Here is a 19,983-nt window from a genome sequence, read left to right on the forward strand (position 1 = left end):
TGGTCTGCTGGAAGGTCCGATGAGGCAATTTCGGCAGACAACCCCTTTGAGGTTCATGAATAAAGGAACGTTAGCAGAAATCAGGGGAATGATTAATTAAATTATAAAGATTAGATAAATCATTAGTTAAGGACGGTGATTTCAATGAGTAGCTTGTTACTAACCTCTTGTGGTTTTTATACTGAAGATATTAAAAAACAATTTCTGGATTTTATTGATGGAGATATCTCTCAATTAAAAGTCTCAATTATTACAACAGCATCCCCTTCAAAAGAAACGAATAGATATGCACAAAGAGCAATGCAGGAGTTTAAGGACATGGGATTTCAGCATATCAATTTTGTAGATATAGAATTTGATGACCCGCAAATTCTCTTACATAGAGATGTTATATATATCAATGGTGGAAATCCATTTACATTATTGTATTACGCGAAGAAAAGTGGTGCTGATGAAATTATCAAAACACTGGCCGCACAGAATGTAATTATAGTTGGAGTAAGTGCAGGAACGTTATTACTGGGGCCGAATATTAACATTGTCGATTTCTTTACTCCACAGATGAACACAATGAATTTAACGGATTTTAAGGCATTAGGTGTAACCGACAAGCTTATTTTTCCTCACTATGATCGAGAGGATATATTTAAAGATAGCACTAATAAAACAATTGAAGAGAGAATAGTAGAATTTGAATCCAATGAGAACTGTAAGGTGACAAGGCTTAAAGATGAAGAATATATCTCAATCTAAATGAACCAAGCACATTGAAAGTCGTAAATTCATTGAAAGTAGTTCGAAGAAGCCCCTGAAATCTTGCCAGTACCGTATTCACGCTGAGGCGCTACGCCCCTTGGTCTATCAGTGGGATTTCGAGGAAGTAGTATCCAGAAGACAACTCCTGCGAGGCTAAGTCTTCGACCCAGTCGCTCCTTTAAGTCTCTCGGGTTCGTGAATACAACAACGGTAGATAATATAACGAAGAAGTTTATATTGGGAGTTGATTCATTGAAGTATTCAACTGTAGTTCTTGACTTGGACGGAACATTATTAAATTCAAAAAAAGAAGTATCTAAGAGAAACGTAGATGCGGTCTTATCTTGTTATCAGAAAGGAATGAGAATAATACTTGCAACAGCTCGACCGCCCAGGGCGGTTAATTGGTTGCTTCCACAAGGATTAGTAGATATCGGGGCTTTTGTATATTACAACGGAGCTCAAGTGATATGTAAGGAAACCAAGATAGAAATTAATGAATCAATCCCTACTAATGTAACTACAGAAATTCTTGATTACTGTTTGAAGTGTGACCCTCAAATTGAGCTGACTATGGAAGTGAAGGATGAGTGGTTTAGTTTAAGAGAGCTTGATTATATTAGCTCAATGAACACACAATCAAACCCCATAGTAAAACCCTTAAAAGAATTAAAGCAATATGATGCTACGAAGATACTTCTGACTGGCAATAATCACAATTCTGGATTGTTTGAAAAATTCGAGGGTAGAGTGAATATACTAATTACGGATAATAATAAATTAGTACAAATCATGCCTCTCCTGGCATCTAAGGAAATGGCAATTACTAAACTCTGTGAATTATATAATGTAGAATTGGATTCCGTTATTGTATTTGGTGATGATAATAATGATGTAGGCCTCTTTAAGATGGCGGGATATTCTATTGCTATGGGAAATGCGATTAGGGAATTGAAGGAAATCGCTGATGAAATAACCGTTAATAATGATGAAAACGGTGTTGCTGTAAGTCTAGAAAGATTTTTTGGGTAACTCAAGGTACTTTATCTGACAGTACATTCATACACCGTCGCACTTGCTCCTCGGTCGCCAAGAGGGATATCGGAGAAGTTGATTAAGGCGACACATTCAATCAGCTAAGTCTATTGACCCGTTCCCTACGGTAAGCTGCTTGAACGTCAGGAGTACAACAACGTTAGCCGAAAGAAGTTCTTATTTTAGGAGGAGTCTATATGATATTAGAAAAAGTTATAAATAGAATTGCAATACAAAGTGAATATAAGGACTTGGTTGATAAGTATGTGGATCGTATCCTTAACGAATTTAAAGGTAAGATTCATAGCATATATATGTGTGGCTCGATTCCCAAAGGAACAGCTCAACCTTTTAAGTCAGATGCAGACTTTACTATTGTATGTGCAAATCCCCAAGATATCGATTACGAAAGATTGTCAAATATCAAAGACAGGCTTTTGGAAGAATATCCATTCGTCACTAAGATGGATACGATCATTTGCTCAATTGATGATGTATTAAGTAGACCGAATGATTGGGGTTTTTGGATTAAGATCATTTGTGTTTGCATACATGGGGAGGACATTGGTGAAAAAGTACCCCCGATCATAATTTCTCCAGAATTCATTGTAGACTTAAATACAGATACCAAGGAGGAAGTGGATCGTGTACATCGTTCACTTTCTAATGTTAATGATCATTCAATGAAAACTAGATATATTAAAGGTTACTCTAAGAGATTAATTCGTGCATTATACTCTTTGGTTTTAGAAGATACAGGGGTATGGGAAGATGACATTATTAAGATGAAGAATGCCATATTAAACTATTGTGAAATTGACGGCGCTTTAGTTGAGTATCTGTATGCTTGTTACTTGGATAGCGATGTATCTGTTGCAGAGTTTCTGGAAATCGCAGATGAAGTATATAGCTATTTTGAGAACGCCTTAAATACAATGGCTGCTTCCAGAAATTCATTTGGCTAACAACATATTGACGCACGAAGTCACTCTGAGAAACGAGAGAACACATCCAGCCCCTAAGGCTATTGGACGTCCTCAATACAAAAAGTCTGAAACTGGCAAGTTCGAAAGGAGAAAAGCATGATACTTGGGTTGTATGAAGCACATTTACCAGTGAGTAACTTAGATCAATCAATCGAATTTTATTCTAAATTAGGATTAGAGCTGGCCTGGAGAGATGAAGATACAGCTTTCTTCTGGATTGAAAAAGATAAGAGTTGGGTCGGTCTATGGCAAGGCGATGAGTATCTCACTTCTTATCATCCATCATTAAGGCATATAGCATTTCGAGTGAGTTATGAAGATCTTCGAGACAGTGTGAAATGGCTTCAAACCATTGAAATAGAACTTGTCCCATTTGGAAAAAGAGATTCAATAGATCCATTTGTTAGGCCTAATCAGGGAAATGCTTCGGTCTACTTTAATGATCCAGATGGAAATAGTTTAGAATTAATGTGTTTTGTAAGTGTCCCTGAAAACTTAAAGAATATATCAAATAAATTATCAATCGAAGAATGGGAAGACCTTTTGAAGAGATAAAAACTAAAGAATGTATTTGGGGATTTAAAAGAAGTATCAGCATCAGATAACATAATATTCAGGCTGCGGCTCCTTCGGAGCCTTGGTCTACCGAATGAAAGCGTTTCATAAAAAATATTAAACTAAGTTGAACGTATGAATACAGAAACGTTAGGCGAAATAATGCTAGTGGAAGGAGATTTAAATGCATATTAGAGGAGTGATTCTTGAGGGGTACTCAAATGCCGGGAAGACTTCAGTATTAAAAGCAATTAAACGATATCAATCACAAGAAGAATCCTCAGAACGGAGCGTAGTTATCCTTGGAGAACATTATACTCAAATTTTGAATAATAAACATGGAGAATATGTAAGTCTAACCCGGGAAGGACATATTGAGTTACTTAAAGAGCGGGTTGACATGCTAAAGAACCTTAACGAATGGGCAATTCAACTTGGTCCTGCATCTAGAGGATCTAGGGGACTATTTTATGTTCTGGAGAGGTTTCACTTAAATCATAGAGCTGCATTTGTAGATTCGGATTTGGATGAGATAAATAAAATAGAAGAACAGCTTGAGTCTTTAGGTGCCAGGTGTATTTTGCTTACAATCTCGCCCGAAGTTGTAGAAGAAAGAATTAAAAGTAGACAACCAGAAGAATGGATCTATAAAACAGAAGAAGAAGTAAGATCGTCGGTAAGTGAATTATTAAGAATCCAAAATGTATTAAGACATCAAGCTCAAATCTCAAGAGTTCCAACAATAGAAATCAATACAGATGATAAGAATTGGGATGAGTATGTAAGGGTAATCATGGAGGGCAACGACATTGCCTAACCAGATGTTCAAGCATCGTCGCTAGTGCTCCTTGGTCGGGTAGAAACTATAAGTAGAAGAATGTATCCAGCCAGTCGTCGTGAACACAAAATGTTAGATGAAATCAGTTAAAATCAAAATCAATATGAGGTGCGTAATGGATCGTAAGATTATTCAAACCGCAAAAGAGATAGCAATAAGAATTATTCGCGAAGCAGGTCTAATCTCTAAAGAGAAGTTTGATAACTTTGTTGAACTGAGATCTAAAGATGAATTTGGGGATGTGGTTACTGAAGTAGATCATATCTGTGAAGAAATCATCATCAAACAAATACAAGGCGTATTTCCAAATCATCAGATACACAGTGAAGAGGCAGGGCTTATCGGAACTAAGCACGATTGGTTATGGTTAATTGATCCTTTAGACGGAACTAATAATTTTGCGATTGGTTTACCTGTTTTTACGATATCAATTACCTTAATGTACAAAAGAGAGCCTGTGCTTGGAGTGGTCTATGAACCTCTAACAGAACGTTTATTTGTATCTGTTATTGGTGAAGGGACAAGCTGCAATAATCGACAAATACAAATTAAGAGTAACCCGAATATTTTCAAAGGAAATATAGGTTGGATTCAAGGTCACAGAGTACAAAACGACCCACAAGCAGTAAAACTAAGACAATACATTGATATTAGATTTAAACGAATGTTAAGATTGTGGGCTCCAACGCTTCAATGGTGTATGTTGGCCAAAGGAGATATTGATGGAATTGTTCTGTACAATTCTGAAGGTGATGACTTGTATTCAGGTATCTTAATGGTTAAGGAAGCAGGGGGGCTTGTTATAGATTTTGAAGGAAATAAGTTTAATGGAATGAAAGAAGAACCTTATTTAATTGCATGTCACCCAGACCACAAAGAAGAACTATTGCAAATTGTAAGAGAAGGATTGAGCTAACACCTAGAAGCAACTGACTTCGGCTAACATTATATCCACGTTTGGGAGCCTGACAGTTCCTCGATCGGCGAGAAGCAATCGGCAGGGAAGAGAATTCAGCGGACACATCCGTACGACTAACCGCATCGCGCCCGCTCCAATTGGTCGCTTAAGTTGGTGGGAGGGTCGTGGATACAGTAACGTTATGCGCCATTAAAGGAGATAATTTATGAAAGGTAAGATACTCTTATTAGTTTTTATTACAATAGTGTTTTCATCTTGCCAAAATAGTAGTCAATCGACTACCTTGAACAGCGAAACTAAATCAAAAATGAATTCTGAACTGCCTCCTGATGAAGAGAGTACAGGTAATGGAACAGAACCGAAAGAAATAACTGAAGGTCGATCAGATGCTTCTAACAATGAAGTGTTATCCATGAGCATTGGGAACTATGAATTGAAAGGAGAATTTTATGATGAAATGCTTCGAAATCCTATAGATCATGATTATGAAGTGGAATTTAATGAGGCTCAAAATTCAAAAGAGATTATTACAACAATGGGATGGGGGGCGTTGGAAAGCAAATATACAGAGATTTGGGATAAAGAGTTGAATCAAATATATAAAAAGCTTCGTTCTAAGTTGGATAGAGAACCAAGAGAAGCACTAATCGAATCGCAGAAAGAATGGTTACAGTATCACTTAAAGGAAACAAAATTTGTAGAGAAGGCATTTATTAATAATGGTTACCTTGGATCAAAAGGATCGGTAAGCCTAGGCACGGTTATACGGGAGAGAATTAGGGAAAGAACAATGCAATTATTTGAATATCGATATTTGTTAGATGGTGAAGTTGAGTTTTTATACCAAAGTAAAAAATAAAGTTGGAATGTTTATTATAGGTTCTAGGTGATGCTTCGAAGAGAGTAACGGCGCATAATAATGTATTCAAGCTGTAGGGATACCACCCTTTGGTTGTGAGATGTATAATCATGGAAGAACACTTAGAAAATACGACTCAGCTTAAGATAAGAGCTATCTAAGGCTGGGTATTTTCGTGAACGTGCAGGACGTTATACGACAGAATCAAAAACAATAGAAAAGAGGGTCATATAGCCCTCTAAATACTAGAATTCTGCAATACACTAAATAGTTGTAGGGCATCTTTGCAACCTTGTATGTAGATACTTCTTTCTAGGATGGATTGGAGTGAGATTTGTGCGTCTTCATAAAGAAAAACTGTATGTTGAAGTTTATCGGGCAAAGCATCACGAAGTGTTTTAAAATATTCATCTGTCTCCACAGAAAGCTGAGTGTACTCCCTATGACACTCCAGAAGATAGAATTATGGAGGGAAAAAGATGAACATAATCAAATGTAATATACGAGAACTCATGGCAGAACATCGAATAGATGATATAACAGAATTGATGGCAAAATCGGGCTTAAGTCGGAATTCGATCAATAAGCTCTATAGGGAAACGAATATAGAAACAACAAAGCTGGAAACCTTATTCAAGCTATGCGATACATTTAATTGTAAATTATCTGATTTAATTGAATACGTACCAGGAGAAAAATAAATCGTGAAGGTCAATTCGAGAAGCGATTCAGTCCTATAATATAATATTCAAGCATTGCTCCTTCGGAGCCTGGGGCTGCGGATGGATTTCGAGAAAATTTTCAACGGACACCCCCCTTTGGGGTTCATGATTACAGAAACGGTATCCAATACTCTCAACCAAAACAACAAGCATAGGAGCAATATTATGACAATCATTTTCAAAGAAATAAAAGACATTGATACACAGGCAATTCAAGAACTGTTTCATTCGGTGGACTGGAAATCAGGAGATTTCCCAGAAGATCTTAGACAAGCAATAAACAACTCGCATACGGTTATTACTGCATGGGATGATAACAAATTAGTTGGTTTAATAAATGCATTGTCTGACGGCGTGATGACAGTATATTTTCATTACATGTTAGTACACAAAGAATATCAATCATTAGGAATTGGAAAGAGAATGATGGAACAAATGCTTAGTCGATATTCTAATATCAAGACAAAAGTGCTTATATCTTATGATAGTGCAGAAAAATTCTATGGATTATTTGGATTTAAGCCAGAAGAAGGAACTAAAGCCATGTTTATTTCAGATATGGTATAGCATTGAAGTAAAGATTCCGATCAGATGAGAATTGATTATAGATGAATTTGTTTTTGAGAAGGTCCTATATAAAGCTTCAATTCGGATATGAAGGGATACCAGATGATAAGTTATAAACCATTTCAAAAATTATTGATTGACAGGGAGATTAAGAAGCAGGATTTATTAAAAATCACGGGGATCTCATCGGCAACGATGGCAAAACTTAATACGAATGAGTATGTATCGTTAGAAGTAATCGATAAATTATGTACGGCATTGGGATGTCAGCCTGGAAATCTATTGGAGCATATAGCAGATTCGAAACTCAGTTGAAGAAATAAATAATATGTTAGTCAAATCAGAGAATCGATTCCGCCGTATAACATTATATTTATGCTGTGGCTCCTAACGGAGCCATAGTCTACTGGAAGTGTATTTTATGGAAGCGCTTCAGCATACATATTTAAAAATGAACGTCGTGAGTACGGGAACGTTTTGTGAGATTATCGCTAATGTTAAAATCAGGGAGGAATAACAGTGGTTTGAAGACAGACTTTAGCTAGATTTAGAATCAATTCTTAGATGTTTTCCAAGAGATAATCTTAATATTGGTCTCGAGTGGTGATTACAGAAACGTTATCGAAAGCTTAGTGAAGGTGTATTTATAAATGATCAAAATCCGATAATTGGAGGTTAATTATGAGAGTATTCACTGTAGACGCAGTTTTTATCGATCGTGATGGAACGATCGGTGGTTCAGATGAAGTCCTTTACCCGGGGGAATTTGAATTGTTTCCATACACTAAAAAATCTCTGGAAAAATTAAAAGTACTTGGAATTAAACTGTACGGATTTACGAACTAGCCCGGTATTTCAAGAGGTGAAGCTACAAAAGAAGCATTTGTAAGAGAAATGATAGAATTTGGCTTTGATTATGTTTTTATATGTCCGCATCAACATACGGAGAGATGTGAATGCCGCAAACCGAACCCCGGAATGTTACTTGACGCTGCTAAGAAAAACAATTTAGATTTAAGTAAATGTATTGTAATTGGGGATCGATGGTCTGATATTTTAGCAGGTCATCATGCTGGATGCAAAAAGATATTAGTTTTGACTGGAGCAGGGAATGAAGCTTTAAATAAATACAGACATAAATGGTCAAACACAGAAGCGGATTTTATTGCAAGTGATTTCGAAGAAGCAGTTAATTATATTATTAGTCTGGAAGGAACGATTGAAGCGGACCTAAGATAGGAACTATCTAAGGTCTGCTTGTGTTGTGAATATGGGAACGTAATATCAGATAGATACTAACAGAAAAACTTGGAAAAGAGCCTATAAAAACTATGTTAGATGTAGAAATAAGACATTTAAGAATAGTAAATATTGGATTTTATTTGTATGATTATTTTAAAAAAATTGATTTTATAGGAGGAATTAGAATGAAATTTATCGTTTCTGCTAGTGTAATCGTTCTCAATGAACATAATGAGATTTTACTCATGAAAGGACGAAGAGGTTGGGAAATGCCTCAAGGTTGTGTTGAAGAAGGAGAGACTATTAGGCAGGCAGCAGTCAGAGAAGTGAAAGAGGAAACAGGGATTGATATTGAATTAATAAAATTTTGTGGTTTGTATCAGAACATAACGCGCGGTGTATGCAACAATATATTTACTGGAAAACCGATTGGTGGAGCTTTAACTACCAGTGATGAAAGTGAAGAGGTGGGCTACTTTACTTTAGAAGAAGCTCGACAAATGATAACATGGGGAAATTTCTATGACAGAATTCATAATGCATTAGATGAGAAAAGTCATCCTTTTTTGATTGAATTTTCAGAATAAGGACATCCATCAGATCCTAGTTTTCTAATCCAAATACAGATATGAGAGTAGTTTAATATAAGGAGCAGCCCGAGAACAAAGGTTGCTTCTTTTTTTGCTTTTACACTTCGCAAATGGAACATTGTGGGTTATATTGGATATGATTTGGTTCTATAGTAGAGAAATGGAGAGGTGGTCAACCTTGGATGAAAATGTACGCTTTCCGATAGGACACTTTGAGCCAAATCTTAAACTCTCTAATGAGGACAGAATCCATATTATTCGTCAAATTCCCGAAATTACGAAGACCTTAAGAGAGATTACACAATATCTCAATGATGAACAACGTTGTACTCCTTATCGTAATGGCGGTTGGACAATCACACAGATTGTGCACCATCTTGCGGACAATGACATGAACGCTTATATCATATTTAAGAGAGCCTTGACTGAAGATGAACCGGTGGCAAGCTCATATCGAGAGGATTTATGGGCATCATTACATGATTACAGGAATACGCCCATCGAAGATTCAATTTTGCTGATGGAGATACTGCACAAGCGATTTCTCACGTTGCTACATGGTTTACATCCCGATCGGTTTAGACGAAAACTCCAAACAGAAGTGTTAGGTACAATTTCATTGGATATTGCTCTACAAAGATTTGTATGGCACGGGCAGCATCATATTGCTCAAATTAAATCTTGTATAACATCGCAGAGGTGGTAGGGTCTTATCTCAGGTGTGGAGGTAACATAATGGGGAAAGGAAGAATTCTAGGCATAGCATATAATGTAATTCCAGCGAAAGATTTGGAAGTGTCAGCTGCCTGGTTTGTAAAGCATTTTGGATTTAACATTCGCCACCAACGCGAAGGATATTTGAGTTTATTTCGGGGTGATCGCCCAATTTTGGACTTGATTCAAAGCGACAATGAAACACGAGCGACATTTGAAGTGCATCAGAAAAAGAGATGGGTCATTACATTTTTCACTGATGACATTGGTTCTTTACATACATCAGAGAATGTGAAAGTAGGGGCTATTAGTGATGAGGGACAGTATGGGAAGTTTTTTGTGTTAGAAGATCTGGACGGTAACTTATTTGATTTGTGGGAACACCATGATTGTGAATTGAATTTTTAATGAGAAGCCTTGGTCTGCTGCTATCACTTACCTAGGATCTGTATGTAAACGAATTCAGAACTAGATTAGGGGATGCGGATGTTGATTGAAGACGAAAAAGTATACCCTGACTGTTCAGTTGAAATAAGAACGGTAGACGTTGGCGGTTTAACAAAACCACAGCTTATACAGAAACTGGACCAACACTCTATTTTATTGAATAAATATGGAGAACAGTTGTTAAATGATGAGAGATTTATAGTTTCCAGTACAAAGCGAAGATTGCAAACGGTTGAGTTGACCGTCAGACAACTTGGATTTTCGGATGGTGCTACGACTTTTCAGCTCTTTCGAAGAGCAAATGATCTTGGGTTAGAATGTTGTCCGGTTGAGTTAGGACCTTATCTAAGAATGCAATATTTGGATCAGCCTGAGATATGTTCTACCAATATTTCAGAGGGTAACAAAGCTCCGTCCGGCTCCATTACGATAGCATCTGCAGCCCTTACGGAGGATAATGAATTTCCAAAAGGTTTTTATCTCAGACGAATAAACGACAAGTTATGGTTACGAGGATATCTTACCGACGATTTGCATATTTGGAGTCCTCATGATCGTTTTATCTTCTGTAGGTCTCAGCTTTCTATAGCATGAAGATCAGAAAGGTATTTTTGAAAACAAAGGAGTGAAAGAACAATGGATATCAAAAACAAAAGCGGAGATGTGCTTGGAAAGATTCAAATTGAATCCTTACGCAATGATCATGCGATTGACCGAATCGTCTTTGACTTAAAGCCTGGTGAGGGGAAGGCGATTTATACCGCAGATGTTATAGAAAATCAATTCACGCAACAGACCAATTATGCACCCATTCCATGGGAAGACGGTTTGAAACAATTGCAGAAACATTATTCTCCATGGCAGCCGAAATTTCCGATTGATTCTGATATAGATGCCATTCATGTACTTTATGGATTTGATAATTTAACTCCGCAAGAAATTGATGAAATGATTGAAGAAAGTAACAGGTCAGGCAGAAATGTAGTGATACGCGACTTGAAGCCCAATAAGAGGGTTGTGGGCATCAGCATCACCTATAAAGAATACGGTGGTTATAAACTTAATATTTTCGGGACAACAAAGAGCCGGATCGCATTGTCTGATCATGATGGTACTAAGGTTAAACAGGTAGCCATACGTGGCGTCCAAGCATTTTATATTTTCAATAACGAAACTTCCCAATTGATATGGATCGAAGAGGATGTGCATGGGAAGGCGCTACAATACGAGATCATTGGCGGAAACATGTCAGAAGATCTTGTGATGAAGATTGCGAAGTCAATGAACGGATAAATTTTATATTAATCTGAGTGAGGTGCAGCGATGAGTTACAAAGCTATTCTCATAGACCAATTAAACGCCTGTTATCATGACAAGAGCTGGTTTATTCCGCTTCATGATATTTTGACAGACCTCAATGCGGCGGAAGCCTCTTATGTAAAGAATGAGGGAGAGCATTCCATTTGGGCGATCGTCAATCATCTTATTTTCTGGAATGAGAAGTGGCTTGAGAGATATATTGCCGAACAGGTCAACGGGCAGAATTCAGTGAATAATGAGGATACATTCGACATAGATCCGTCTAACCTGAATGATGTGGAGTGGCGCAAGACATTACATAGACTGAAAACCGTGTTTAGTGATTGGAACAGGGCACTCGAAGATAGTGAAGAACATAAATTGACCCGTGAAATCCCTGCCTATTTCAACGCGCCATGGTGGGGAGTTGTATCAAATCTATGTATTCATAACGCCTATCATATTGGCCAGATCATGCTGCTCAAAAAATCAATGAAACACACGTAGTACACGCTATATTACATTTATGAAATTATACTTAAGCAAAGGAAGATGACTATCATGGAAAAAGGCAAAATTATATTTTTGAACGGTGTAACCAGCTCTGGTAAAACTTCAATTGTAGAGGCGATGCAATCATACGATGATCCGTTTTTCTATGTTGTGGCTAATGATTTATTTGAAAATACGATTGGTGATAAACATCTACAGACGGATTACTGGAAGTATCTGAGTGAAGCGATTGTAATGATGTATCATACGGCAAAAGTATTTTCAGACCATGGCAAGCATGTTCTGATCGATGGCATACTTGTGGAAAGACCAGAGCTCGCGCCGCATTATGAACAAGTCAAACAGATTTTTGAAGGGTCTCCACTGGATATTGTGGAACTGTACTGTCCTCTCGATATCTGTCGTCAGCGGAACATTGAACGTGGTGATCGAAGAGAAGAGCAATCGGATGAGCAGCATCAAATCATGGCTAAAAACATCAACTATAGCTACTCCATTGATACCAGTATGAACACACCGGAAGAATGTGCGGAGAAGATTATTGCAGCACTGTTCAAGAACCATCATGAACCATTGAAAAATATGTAAAAATTATATTACGAAGCTGTAGCGGAATCGATATCTAGTAATAACTTTGTCTGCTTTGGTCTGGAGGATTAAATGAGGATTTCAATGGAGTTACAAACAAGAAAAAGTATAGTTAATGATTTAAATTCAATGGGGATAAGGGAGGGTATGACGATAATCGTTCATTCCTCCTTCAAAGCAATAGGTAAGGTTATAGGCGGCCCGGTAAGTGTTATTTTAGCTCTGGAAGAAGCCGTTGGAACCAATGGAACCATTGTCATGCCCACTCAAACAGAACATCTTTGTGAACCTTCAGAGCATGACGCGAACCTGTCTTCAGAGGAAATTGAGTTTATCAAAGACAACATGCCTATTTATTATCCTGATTTAACACCAACCTCGTATATGGGCATCATTCCTGAGGTGTTTCGGAGGCAAGATGGTGTGTTTCGAAGCTCACATCCGCACATGTCTTTTGCTGCCTGGGGGAAAGAGGCCAAACGGATAATGGAAGATCACAACTTGCATTATGCATTAAATGAGAAATCTCCGTTAGGAAAAATCTATGATTTGAGTGGATACATTCTGTTACTTGGTGCGCCTACAAATAGTAACACCTCCTTGCACCTGGCCGAATATAAACAGCAGAATTCATTTGTTAAGCCAAAAGTCTGGGGAGTAAAAATGCTGGTGGATGGATTTGAGCAATGGACTACATACGATGATATTAACAATGAATCAGATGATTTTGAATTAATTTTTAATGAGTTTAAGATCCAGACTAACGCTGTTACCGAAGGAATGGTAGGGGAATCTGTGAGTTATCTGATACCCCAAAGAGAGATGATTGATTATGCTTTGGGATGGATGAATCGTAACCGAAGAGAACATATTGAGCAGTGAATCATTTCAAAAAAGATAGAAGGGGGAAATGTAATCATGACTAAAGAGATTGAACATTTGCTTCAAACTTTTGAAGAATGGGCGTTGTTTGTCAAGACGATGAATCATCTTGAAGAGAAGACCTGGAATTCCAGCATGGAAGAAGGGAAATGGACGATAAAATCAATCGTCACTCATATCATGTTATGGGACCGATATTTTTACAAGGAAGCGATTGAGAAGATTGCTCTGAAGCAGCCAGTTACGTTGAAACATATGAATTTTGAAGAGTTTAATCGCAAAGCTATTGAATTTGGTAACCGCACAGAGACGTCCGAAATCGTAAACAAGGCTATCACGTACCGCCATAAAATTATGAATGACATTCGAGGATTATCGGAGGAACAGCTTCATCAGACGTATTTGGACGCAGAGGGGAACGTATTTTATATTCCCCAATACCTTGAAGATTTTATATGGCATGACCAGCATCATATGGAACCGTTGAAGAAATATCTTGCCAACCTTGAAGCGTAAAGGATTTAGCAGGCAGGGGGTGACACGGAACACAACATGTTGCTTGCTTTGAATATAATATGTATCCCAAACCAGGGAGGGATTGTAGTGAGTAGTCATACGATTGAATTAACTCAGGAAAATCTGATCGGTTCATTTACCAATGAGGTAACCCCCATTTTGAGCGTGAAATCTGGTGATTCCATTCGTTTTCAGACGCTGGATGCGGGCTGGGGAACAGGTGTGAGTTATGTGGAACGCATGAAACCTTTTGATCGTCAAGGTGAAAAAGATGGAGGTCATGCCTTAATCGGTCCGATCTATATCGATGAGGCGAAGCAAGGACAGACGTTGGAGATTATTTTCAATGAGATCGTACCCGGGAGTTACGGGTTTACTTCCGCTGGCGGATATCCGAACTGGCAGAACCAGAAGTTACATCTAACAGAGGTTGAAGAACTGTCGCTGAACTGGACACTTGATCGCCGAACGATGAGTGGAAGCTGTGAAATAAAAGGAAAGTCCTTCACTGTATCTCTCTCGCCGTTTATGGGTGTAGTGGGCATGCCGCCAGAGTCAGGTGGAATTCATACGACTTGGCCGCCTCGCTATTGTGGAGGGAACATCGACTGCAAGGAACTGGTGCAGGGAAGTAAATTATATTTACCTATCCCCGTAGACGGGGGTTATCTCGCGATTGGTGATGGTCATGCACGGCAGGGAGACGGTGAAGTCAGCTGTCAGGCCATTGAATGTCCGATGAAAGTGGTGGATGTCACGCTTAATGTGATTGATGATATGATTTTGACCAATCCTCGTGCACATACGCCATCCGGCTGGATTACCTTCGGTTTTCATGAAGATCTGAATGAGGCTACGGTTGAAGCATTAGATGGGATGCTCAATCTGATGGGTGAGTTGTACGGACTAGAACGAGTGGAAGCGATTGCACTTGGAAGCGCGGTAATTGACCTGCGTATCACCCAAATTGTGAATGGCGTTAAGGGTGTACATGCTGTCCTTCCGCATGACGCTTTTAAGTGACTTAAGGACTGTTATACGTCGTATTAGTTGAACTCGGGGGTCGATAAAATGAAAGGCAGACCACAGATCGTTTTAGATATCGCAGGGGTTTTGTTAAGTAATATGTCGTTGACGTGCTGGAAAGATATGAGTGAGGAAACCAACCTATCGGCAGAATCTTTGAAAGTACATTTTGCAGGAATCAAACGAAAGCTCTGGACAGGAATGATGAGGGAAGAAGAGTTCTGTCAATCGTTGAAGGAGATGTATCCTGAATTATCAATAAGCCGAGCGAAGGACATCTTATACAATTCGATTGTTCCCTTACCAGCCGCTCAATACCTTGAGCGATGGAGTGAGTTCGCAGATCTCCATCTACTCAGCAATCATTGTAAGGAATGGATTGAGCCGAATCTGAGCCGTTTATTCTCATTTACCAAAAGTGTAACCATCTCTAATCAAGTGGGTTTATGCAAACCTGAGATTGAGATATACCAACGGGTCAAAACCCTCCTGGCAGCTGGAGAAGAGGTTCTATTTATAGATGATCAAGAGAAAAATTTACATTCTGCTAAACTACTTGGTTGGAGGACTTTACTGGCTGACGAAGAAGGAGATTGGGTTAATGAAGTTGAGTCATTGCTAATTTAGAATGTAATCCAGAAACCAATAAGTTCCGGATATTACATGCTGAACTCGTCAGTCAATGAAAGGAATAATAGAACAGCATGCATAACTGGCACACCGTGCATAACCGCTAAACTCCAAATTGCTTTAGATGATGATCTAAATGCTTGTATATGCCTTTACCCCATTGCTCGGCTGTTAATTTTCCGAAGAAGGGATGGGGGTGGCGGGAGAATTTTTCTGAAGCACCTTGTTGAAAGATATTAATCTGCTGCTCAAGCTTTTCTTTTTCTTCTATAAACTGTCGTTGATCATCAATAATGATTGTCGGGATCGTAGACATATTATGGGGCAAGGGCTTGTCATTATAAAACATTGGTTTTGCGAACCGTCCTATAAGTCTCCCAAGTAATCCTCTAGGTGGAAAAGCATTTCCTAAGGGGATATCATGAAATGCTGAACAGTGAGCCAGCATTTGAGAGACCTGCATCGTGCCCCATTCAGGGATGGATTTTTCACTAAGTTGAGCCATGCGCTCTGTAATTTCAGCAGCATTGATCGTATCAAATATACTTTTCACAAGAACACCTCAGTCCTCTAGGATATAAAATTTGAACTTAAACTATCATCATTCTCTTATTGAAAGGTTTATCCTCTTACTATCAAGAATAATAAGATATGGTAAGTTTAGTCAATGTATTATTGGAAAACCACAACTGAAATCGGAGGATGCGAACTTGGAAAATAAGGAAACGTTTAATCTCGTAGCAGATGAATATGAACGATATAGACCCGTCTATCCGAGTGAAATGTTTGATGATATTTTTACATATCTGAATCTTAATAAAGAGGATTCCATTCTTGAGATTGGCTGCGGAACGGGGCAGGCCACTGGCGGATTGGTGAGCAAGGACTATACAAACATCACGTGTATTGAATTAGGCAGCAACTTGGCACAGTTCACCGCAGACAAATTCAAGTCCTATCCATCGATTCAAATAATCAACACTTCCTTTGAGGACTGGAATAACGAAGGAAAGCGATTTCAATTGATTATGTCAGGAACGGCCTTTCACTTCATTGATCCGGAAGTTGGTTACCACCGGGCTTGGGAATTGCTAGAGAATACAGGCGGCATTGGACTTTTTTGGACGATTCATGTTCCGAATTATGACCCGCTGCATACTGAAATTCGTTCCCACTACATAGCATTAGCCCCTCATCTGGATGATTCTCAATATCCTTCGCCAGATGAAGTTATCCAGGAGCGTAAAGAAATAACAGAAAAATCTGGCTTGTTCACGGATATTGAGGTTAAGGAGTATAACTGGATACAGTCCTGTTCCAGCGAAGAGTATGTCGCGCTGTTAAATACCAATTCCGAACATCAGCAGCTTTCTATTGATGTTCGGCGTTCACTTCTAGAGCGAATCAAACATTCCATTGATGCTGCAGGTGGAACGATAGAGAAACAACATAAGGTTGCCCTTTTTCTAGGGAAGAAAAAGGTCTAAGGATATATGTTTTTATTTTTCCACAGAAGAACAGGAGAGAATATATGAGTGATCCACGTTCAACATACAGTATCCAAACGGCAGTGTTAAGTTTACAAGAGGAATTAGAGAGGTTAAAGATGCAGGCGATAATGGGGTGGTCCAAAGAATTCCGAAATCTAGAATGGTATGGTTTGAAAAATGGAATGCGTGTATTGGAGGTCGGAAGCGGACCAGGTTACATTACAGAGCAATTATTGAACAGTCTGCCAGACAGCGAGCTTACCTCGCTTGAGATTGATCGTTCATTGCAAGCACAAGCCAAAGAACGGCTGAAAGATATTCCTTCCACGCGATTGCAATTTGTAGAGTCTTCCATCTACCAGATGGATCTGCCTGATGATTCTTTTGATTTTGTCGTGGCAAGACTGATCTTTCTTCACTTGAACAATCCTGACGAAGCTGCAAAAGAGATATATCGTGTGCTGAAGCCTGGTGGCCGTCTTGCTATTATTGATGTGGATGACGGCGTTTTTGGAGCAGTGAATCCTGATGTTCCTGCTTTGCATAAGGTATTAATGAAAATTTCGGACTATGTAGCACAACACGGCGGTAATCGCTTAATTGGCAGAAGTCTGCCGCGTCTCCTTTCTGAGAGCGGATACATCGATGTTGACATTGATTCTGTCCTTCAACATAGTGATCTGTTAGGCATAGAAGGGTTTAAGCACCAGTTTAATCTTAATCGTTTTGTACATTTTGCTGAAAAAGGTGTGATCAGTTCGGAGGAATTTGCTCAGCTGCAACAAGCATCTGAAGCGATAAATCATTCGCCGGAAGCCTATGCCATGATGAATTTCATTACAGCTTGCGGCACGAAGCCATTGACATAGCTGGGTTGAAACTAATTAGGGACGGAGGATGGGGATGAATATCGTTCATTTTTTTCAGGAATTAGTAGTTCGAGGGGATCATCAGGGTATGATTGAGTTACTGAAAAACTTCGAACAATCCAGGAAATTGTCTGTCCATGAACGAGGCTGGGTCTACTGGAATATTTCAGATGGTTATGCCTTGTTAAGAGAGCCGGAACCGCTTTATGCCAATCACCAGGAATTCTTCAAATGGGGAAAAGAAAATCTCGCCCCGGAGCAGTTACACTGGATCGTTTCGGATTCGACACAAGCGTTGTCATTATCTCTGGGGAACTACTTTGATCATTGGATGGATTGGTACCAATATGCTAGCGATTATGCCCCGAAGTTCGATACCAACCGAGGTGTTCGATTCGAAAGCCATCGGGCTTTGGGTGGTTCGCTTTGGGTTTTGGAGAGATACAGTGAAATGGGCAGTGTGCTTGAAAATATGAACCAACTCATACAAGAAGATGAGACATGGTCCAATATTCTTTTTGCCCGGATTACATATAACAAACAGCGTCTGGCCTATCTGCATCATGTTGGGGAGGTTAGAGAAGTAAATCTGCTTCTGGATGAAACGCTGAATTTGATAAACAAGATCGACTGGTCAGCATTAGATCAAATAAAAAATCAGGAAGTTGTAGGTAGCTGGAGACAATTGAATTCATCCAGTAACTCACAGAGAGATGTTCACATCGCGATGAACAATCTGGCATGTATTTTGACAGATATTGAAAAGGTAGAGGAAAGTGTGGGGTTATTCAGACGGCTACAGGACAATGGATATGCTTTGAATGGGTATGCTTTTTCTAAATATGTCTGTTCGGTCTGGAAGTCAGAGGGGGTTGAAGCTGTTAGGGAAGTGTTAGGTGCCAATAAATCTTTTGAAATCGCTGAACTGATTAAACATAGCCCTATGCTTTCAGAGATCGAAGATTAGGTTTGAGGTTGTCTAAAAGAGGACTGAACTTCAAGGACTAAGAAAGAAGGAATGTATGAAGTGAACCATGACATCTTGTTAAACAGATTTCCGAATGTGAACATTGTTAAACTAACAGGTGGTTATACCAATACGACCCTTTTACTTGAGGGAACTGATCCGCAGATGATTGCTAAAATCTATCATGTAGAAAATACAGATGCAAGGACAGAAATAAGCGCGCTAAGGTTGTTAAATCATTCTGGCGTGACTCCGCGAGTGCATGATTGCTTTGAAAAAGAAAACTGGCTGTCTGTTATGATGGATTATGTTCCAGGAATAAACGCACAGAGGCTGCTGGATCAAGATGGACGTGACCAAGGCAGGAAAATTTATGAGCAACTTGGTATATATCTCGCCAGAGACGTGCACACAATCAAACGAGGTGACTGCGAAGCAGAGCTGCCAGTCATAACGAAGTCCGCTAATGATGTGGAGGAACTTGAGTTTGTACCCTCCGGAATCAAAAGCATGGTAAAAGAAGTGTTGGACATTTCCGATCATTGGGAGCAAACTCTGATTCACGGAGATTACGGACCACATAATGTCATGTTATCCAACGATTCAATGTTCATTTTGGACTGGGAGTGGGCAGGATGGGGCAATCCGTTGTTTGATATCGCATGGGTGGTCTGGTTTGTGCATCTTCATTACCCTCACATGGCAAAGGATCTGTCAGAAGTCTTCTTAAATGCATATACAGAACGTACAAATATTGATGTAACAAATGATCTAATTCGGGCATATTCCACATCCAAAGTAATACAGATCATGAACCGAATCAAGAATGCTCATCCAGATGTACATAGGGAATGGCTCCGCAGATTAGAATGGACACTGCAAGCGAGCTTTAACAAGTCTTAATCGTGAAATTTCGTTGAAACGCTGAAATATACGTGAGAGGAGTGATGTGATATGAGAAACAATACGAATC

The 19,983-nt window shown here is 39.0% G+C and carries 26 protein-coding genes and 1 pseudogene; 26 read left to right on the plus strand and 1 reads right to left on the minus strand.

All coding sequences use genetic code 11. From position 1 onward, the window contains the following. The first annotated feature begins 144 nt into the window (after nt 1–144). From MKY95_RS12830 to MKY95_RS12935, 22 genes and pseudogenes are all read left to right on the plus strand, one after another. Nucleotides 145–753, plus strand: a complete 609-nt coding sequence (locus MKY95_RS12830; RefSeq protein ID WP_076318566.1) for a Type 1 glutamine amidotransferase-like domain-containing protein — start codon at nt 145–147, stop codon at nt 751–753. A 255-nt stretch (nt 754–1,008) separates the two neighbouring features. Continuing rightward, nucleotides 1,009–1,788, plus strand: a complete 780-nt coding sequence (locus MKY95_RS12835) for a Cof-type HAD-IIB family hydrolase (RefSeq protein WP_179088645.1) — start codon at nt 1,009–1,011, stop codon at nt 1,786–1,788. Between the two features lie 200 nt (nt 1,789–1,988). Next, a complete protein-coding gene (locus tag MKY95_RS12840) occupies nt 1,989–2,756 on the plus strand; it encodes a nucleotidyltransferase domain-containing protein (protein WP_076318568.1) in 768 nt (255 codons plus the stop codon). Nucleotides 2,757–2,873: 117 nt separating this feature from the next. Beyond that, nucleotides 2,874–3,332, plus strand: coding sequence for a VOC family protein (locus tag MKY95_RS12845; protein WP_076318569.1), 459 nt, complete (start codon nt 2,874–2,876; stop codon nt 3,330–3,332). 184 nt (nt 3,333–3,516) lie between these two features. Further along, nucleotides 3,517–4,149 (plus strand): hypothetical protein, encoded by a 633-nt coding sequence (locus MKY95_RS12850; protein WP_076318570.1) that lies wholly within the window; start codon nt 3,517–3,519, stop codon nt 4,147–4,149. Between the two features lie 136 nt (nt 4,150–4,285). Further along, nucleotides 4,286–5,086 (plus strand): inositol monophosphatase, encoded by an 801-nt coding sequence (locus MKY95_RS12855; protein ID WP_076318571.1) that lies wholly within the window; start codon nt 4,286–4,288, stop codon nt 5,084–5,086. A gap of 208 nt (nt 5,087–5,294) precedes the next feature. After that, nucleotides 5,295–5,948, plus strand: a complete 654-nt coding sequence (locus MKY95_RS12860) for a lysozyme inhibitor LprI family protein (protein ID WP_036670467.1) — start codon at nt 5,295–5,297, stop codon at nt 5,946–5,948. A gap of 479 nt (nt 5,949–6,427) precedes the next feature. Beyond that, nucleotides 6,428–6,649 (plus strand): helix-turn-helix transcriptional regulator, encoded by a 222-nt coding sequence (locus MKY95_RS12865; protein WP_179086413.1) that lies wholly within the window; start codon nt 6,428–6,430, stop codon nt 6,647–6,649. A 186-nt stretch (nt 6,650–6,835) separates the two neighbouring features. Continuing rightward, nucleotides 6,836–7,237: a GNAT family N-acetyltransferase gene (locus MKY95_RS12870; RefSeq protein WP_076249971.1), complete on the plus strand. Its 402-nt coding sequence runs from the start codon at nt 6,836–6,838 to the stop codon at nt 7,235–7,237. Nucleotides 7,238–7,339: 102 nt separating this feature from the next. Then, nucleotides 7,340–7,552 (plus strand): helix-turn-helix transcriptional regulator, encoded by a 213-nt coding sequence (locus tag MKY95_RS12875; RefSeq protein ID WP_076318572.1) that lies wholly within the window; start codon nt 7,340–7,342, stop codon nt 7,550–7,552. 366 nt (nt 7,553–7,918) lie between these two features. Beyond that, nucleotides 7,919–8,476: pseudogene (locus MKY95_RS12880) on the plus strand (HAD-IIIA family hydrolase). A gap of 188 nt (nt 8,477–8,664) precedes the next feature. Continuing rightward, nucleotides 8,665–9,066, plus strand: a complete 402-nt coding sequence (locus tag MKY95_RS12885) for an NUDIX domain-containing protein (RefSeq protein WP_036609128.1) — start codon at nt 8,665–8,667, stop codon at nt 9,064–9,066. A 181-nt stretch (nt 9,067–9,247) separates the two neighbouring features. Beyond that, on the plus strand, nt 9,248–9,775 hold the full coding sequence (locus tag MKY95_RS12890; protein ID WP_256721272.1) for a YfiT family bacillithiol transferase: 528 nt from the start codon (nt 9,248–9,250) through the stop codon (nt 9,773–9,775). Nucleotides 9,776–9,804: 29 nt separating this feature from the next. Next, nucleotides 9,805–10,191, plus strand: a complete 387-nt coding sequence (locus tag MKY95_RS12895; protein WP_076318573.1) for a VOC family protein — start codon at nt 9,805–9,807, stop codon at nt 10,189–10,191. Nucleotides 10,192–10,269: 78 nt separating this feature from the next. Then, a complete protein-coding gene (locus MKY95_RS12900) occupies nt 10,270–10,824 on the plus strand; it encodes a helicase (protein WP_076318574.1) in 555 nt (184 codons plus the stop codon). A 42-nt stretch (nt 10,825–10,866) separates the two neighbouring features. Next, entirely contained in the window at nt 10,867–11,523 is a 657-nt protein-coding gene (locus MKY95_RS12905) for a DUF4367 domain-containing protein (protein ID WP_076318575.1), read from the plus strand. A gap of 30 nt (nt 11,524–11,553) precedes the next feature. Then, nucleotides 11,554–12,036, plus strand: coding sequence for a DinB family protein (locus MKY95_RS12910; protein WP_076318576.1), 483 nt, complete (start codon nt 11,554–11,556; stop codon nt 12,034–12,036). A gap of 54 nt (nt 12,037–12,090) precedes the next feature. After that, the gene (locus tag MKY95_RS12915) at nt 12,091–12,630 is read left to right on the plus strand and encodes an AAA family ATPase (protein WP_036609118.1); all 540 of its coding nucleotides are present in this window, start codon (nt 12,091–12,093) and stop codon (nt 12,628–12,630) included. Nucleotides 12,631–12,714: 84 nt separating this feature from the next. Beyond that, nucleotides 12,715–13,512: an AAC(3) family N-acetyltransferase gene (locus tag MKY95_RS12920; protein WP_162158966.1), complete on the plus strand. Its 798-nt coding sequence runs from the start codon at nt 12,715–12,717 to the stop codon at nt 13,510–13,512. A 36-nt stretch (nt 13,513–13,548) separates the two neighbouring features. After that, the gene (locus MKY95_RS12925) at nt 13,549–14,028 is read left to right on the plus strand and encodes a DinB family protein (RefSeq protein WP_051447114.1); all 480 of its coding nucleotides are present in this window, start codon (nt 13,549–13,551) and stop codon (nt 14,026–14,028) included. 87 nt (nt 14,029–14,115) lie between these two features. Then, nucleotides 14,116–15,051: an acetamidase/formamidase family protein gene (locus MKY95_RS12930; RefSeq protein ID WP_036609114.1), complete on the plus strand. Its 936-nt coding sequence runs from the start codon at nt 14,116–14,118 to the stop codon at nt 15,049–15,051. 48 nt (nt 15,052–15,099) lie between these two features. Beyond that, entirely contained in the window at nt 15,100–15,681 is a 582-nt protein-coding gene (locus tag MKY95_RS12935) for an HAD-IA family hydrolase (RefSeq protein ID WP_036609112.1), read from the plus strand. Nucleotides 15,682–15,787: 106 nt separating this feature from the next. On the opposite strand, the gene MKY95_RS12940 is transcribed toward MKY95_RS12935, so the two are convergent. Further along, entirely contained in the window at nt 15,788–16,237 is a 450-nt protein-coding gene (locus tag MKY95_RS12940) for a DUF1569 domain-containing protein (protein ID WP_036609111.1), read from the minus strand. 157 nt (nt 16,238–16,394) lie between these two features. Here MKY95_RS12940 and MKY95_RS12945 point away from each other — a divergent pair, with 157 nt between their 5' ends. The 4 genes from MKY95_RS12945 (at nt 16,395) to MKY95_RS12960 (ending at nt 19,913) form a co-directional block, all read left to right on the plus strand. Next, entirely contained in the window at nt 16,395–17,171 is a 777-nt protein-coding gene (locus tag MKY95_RS12945; RefSeq protein ID WP_083669777.1) for a class I SAM-dependent methyltransferase, read from the plus strand. A 44-nt stretch (nt 17,172–17,215) separates the two neighbouring features. Next, nucleotides 17,216–18,043 (plus strand): methyltransferase domain-containing protein, encoded by an 828-nt coding sequence (locus MKY95_RS12950; RefSeq protein ID WP_339199050.1) that lies wholly within the window; start codon nt 17,216–17,218, stop codon nt 18,041–18,043. A gap of 34 nt (nt 18,044–18,077) precedes the next feature. Beyond that, nucleotides 18,078–19,010: a hypothetical protein gene (locus MKY95_RS12955; RefSeq protein ID WP_339199053.1), complete on the plus strand. Its 933-nt coding sequence runs from the start codon at nt 18,078–18,080 to the stop codon at nt 19,008–19,010. 96 nt (nt 19,011–19,106) lie between these two features. Beyond that, nucleotides 19,107–19,913 carry an aminoglycoside phosphotransferase family protein gene (locus tag MKY95_RS12960; protein WP_339199056.1) on the plus strand — a complete coding sequence of 269 codons (807 nt, stop codon included), beginning with the start codon at nt 19,107–19,109 and terminating at the stop codon, nt 19,911–19,913. Nucleotides 19,914–19,983 lie beyond the last annotated feature (70 nt).

The sequence above is a fragment of the Paenibacillus sp. FSL P4-0176 genome, assembly GCF_037975265.1.
In the GTDB taxonomy this organism is placed as follows: Bacteria; Bacillota; Bacilli; order Paenibacillales; family Paenibacillaceae; genus Paenibacillus; species Paenibacillus amylolyticus.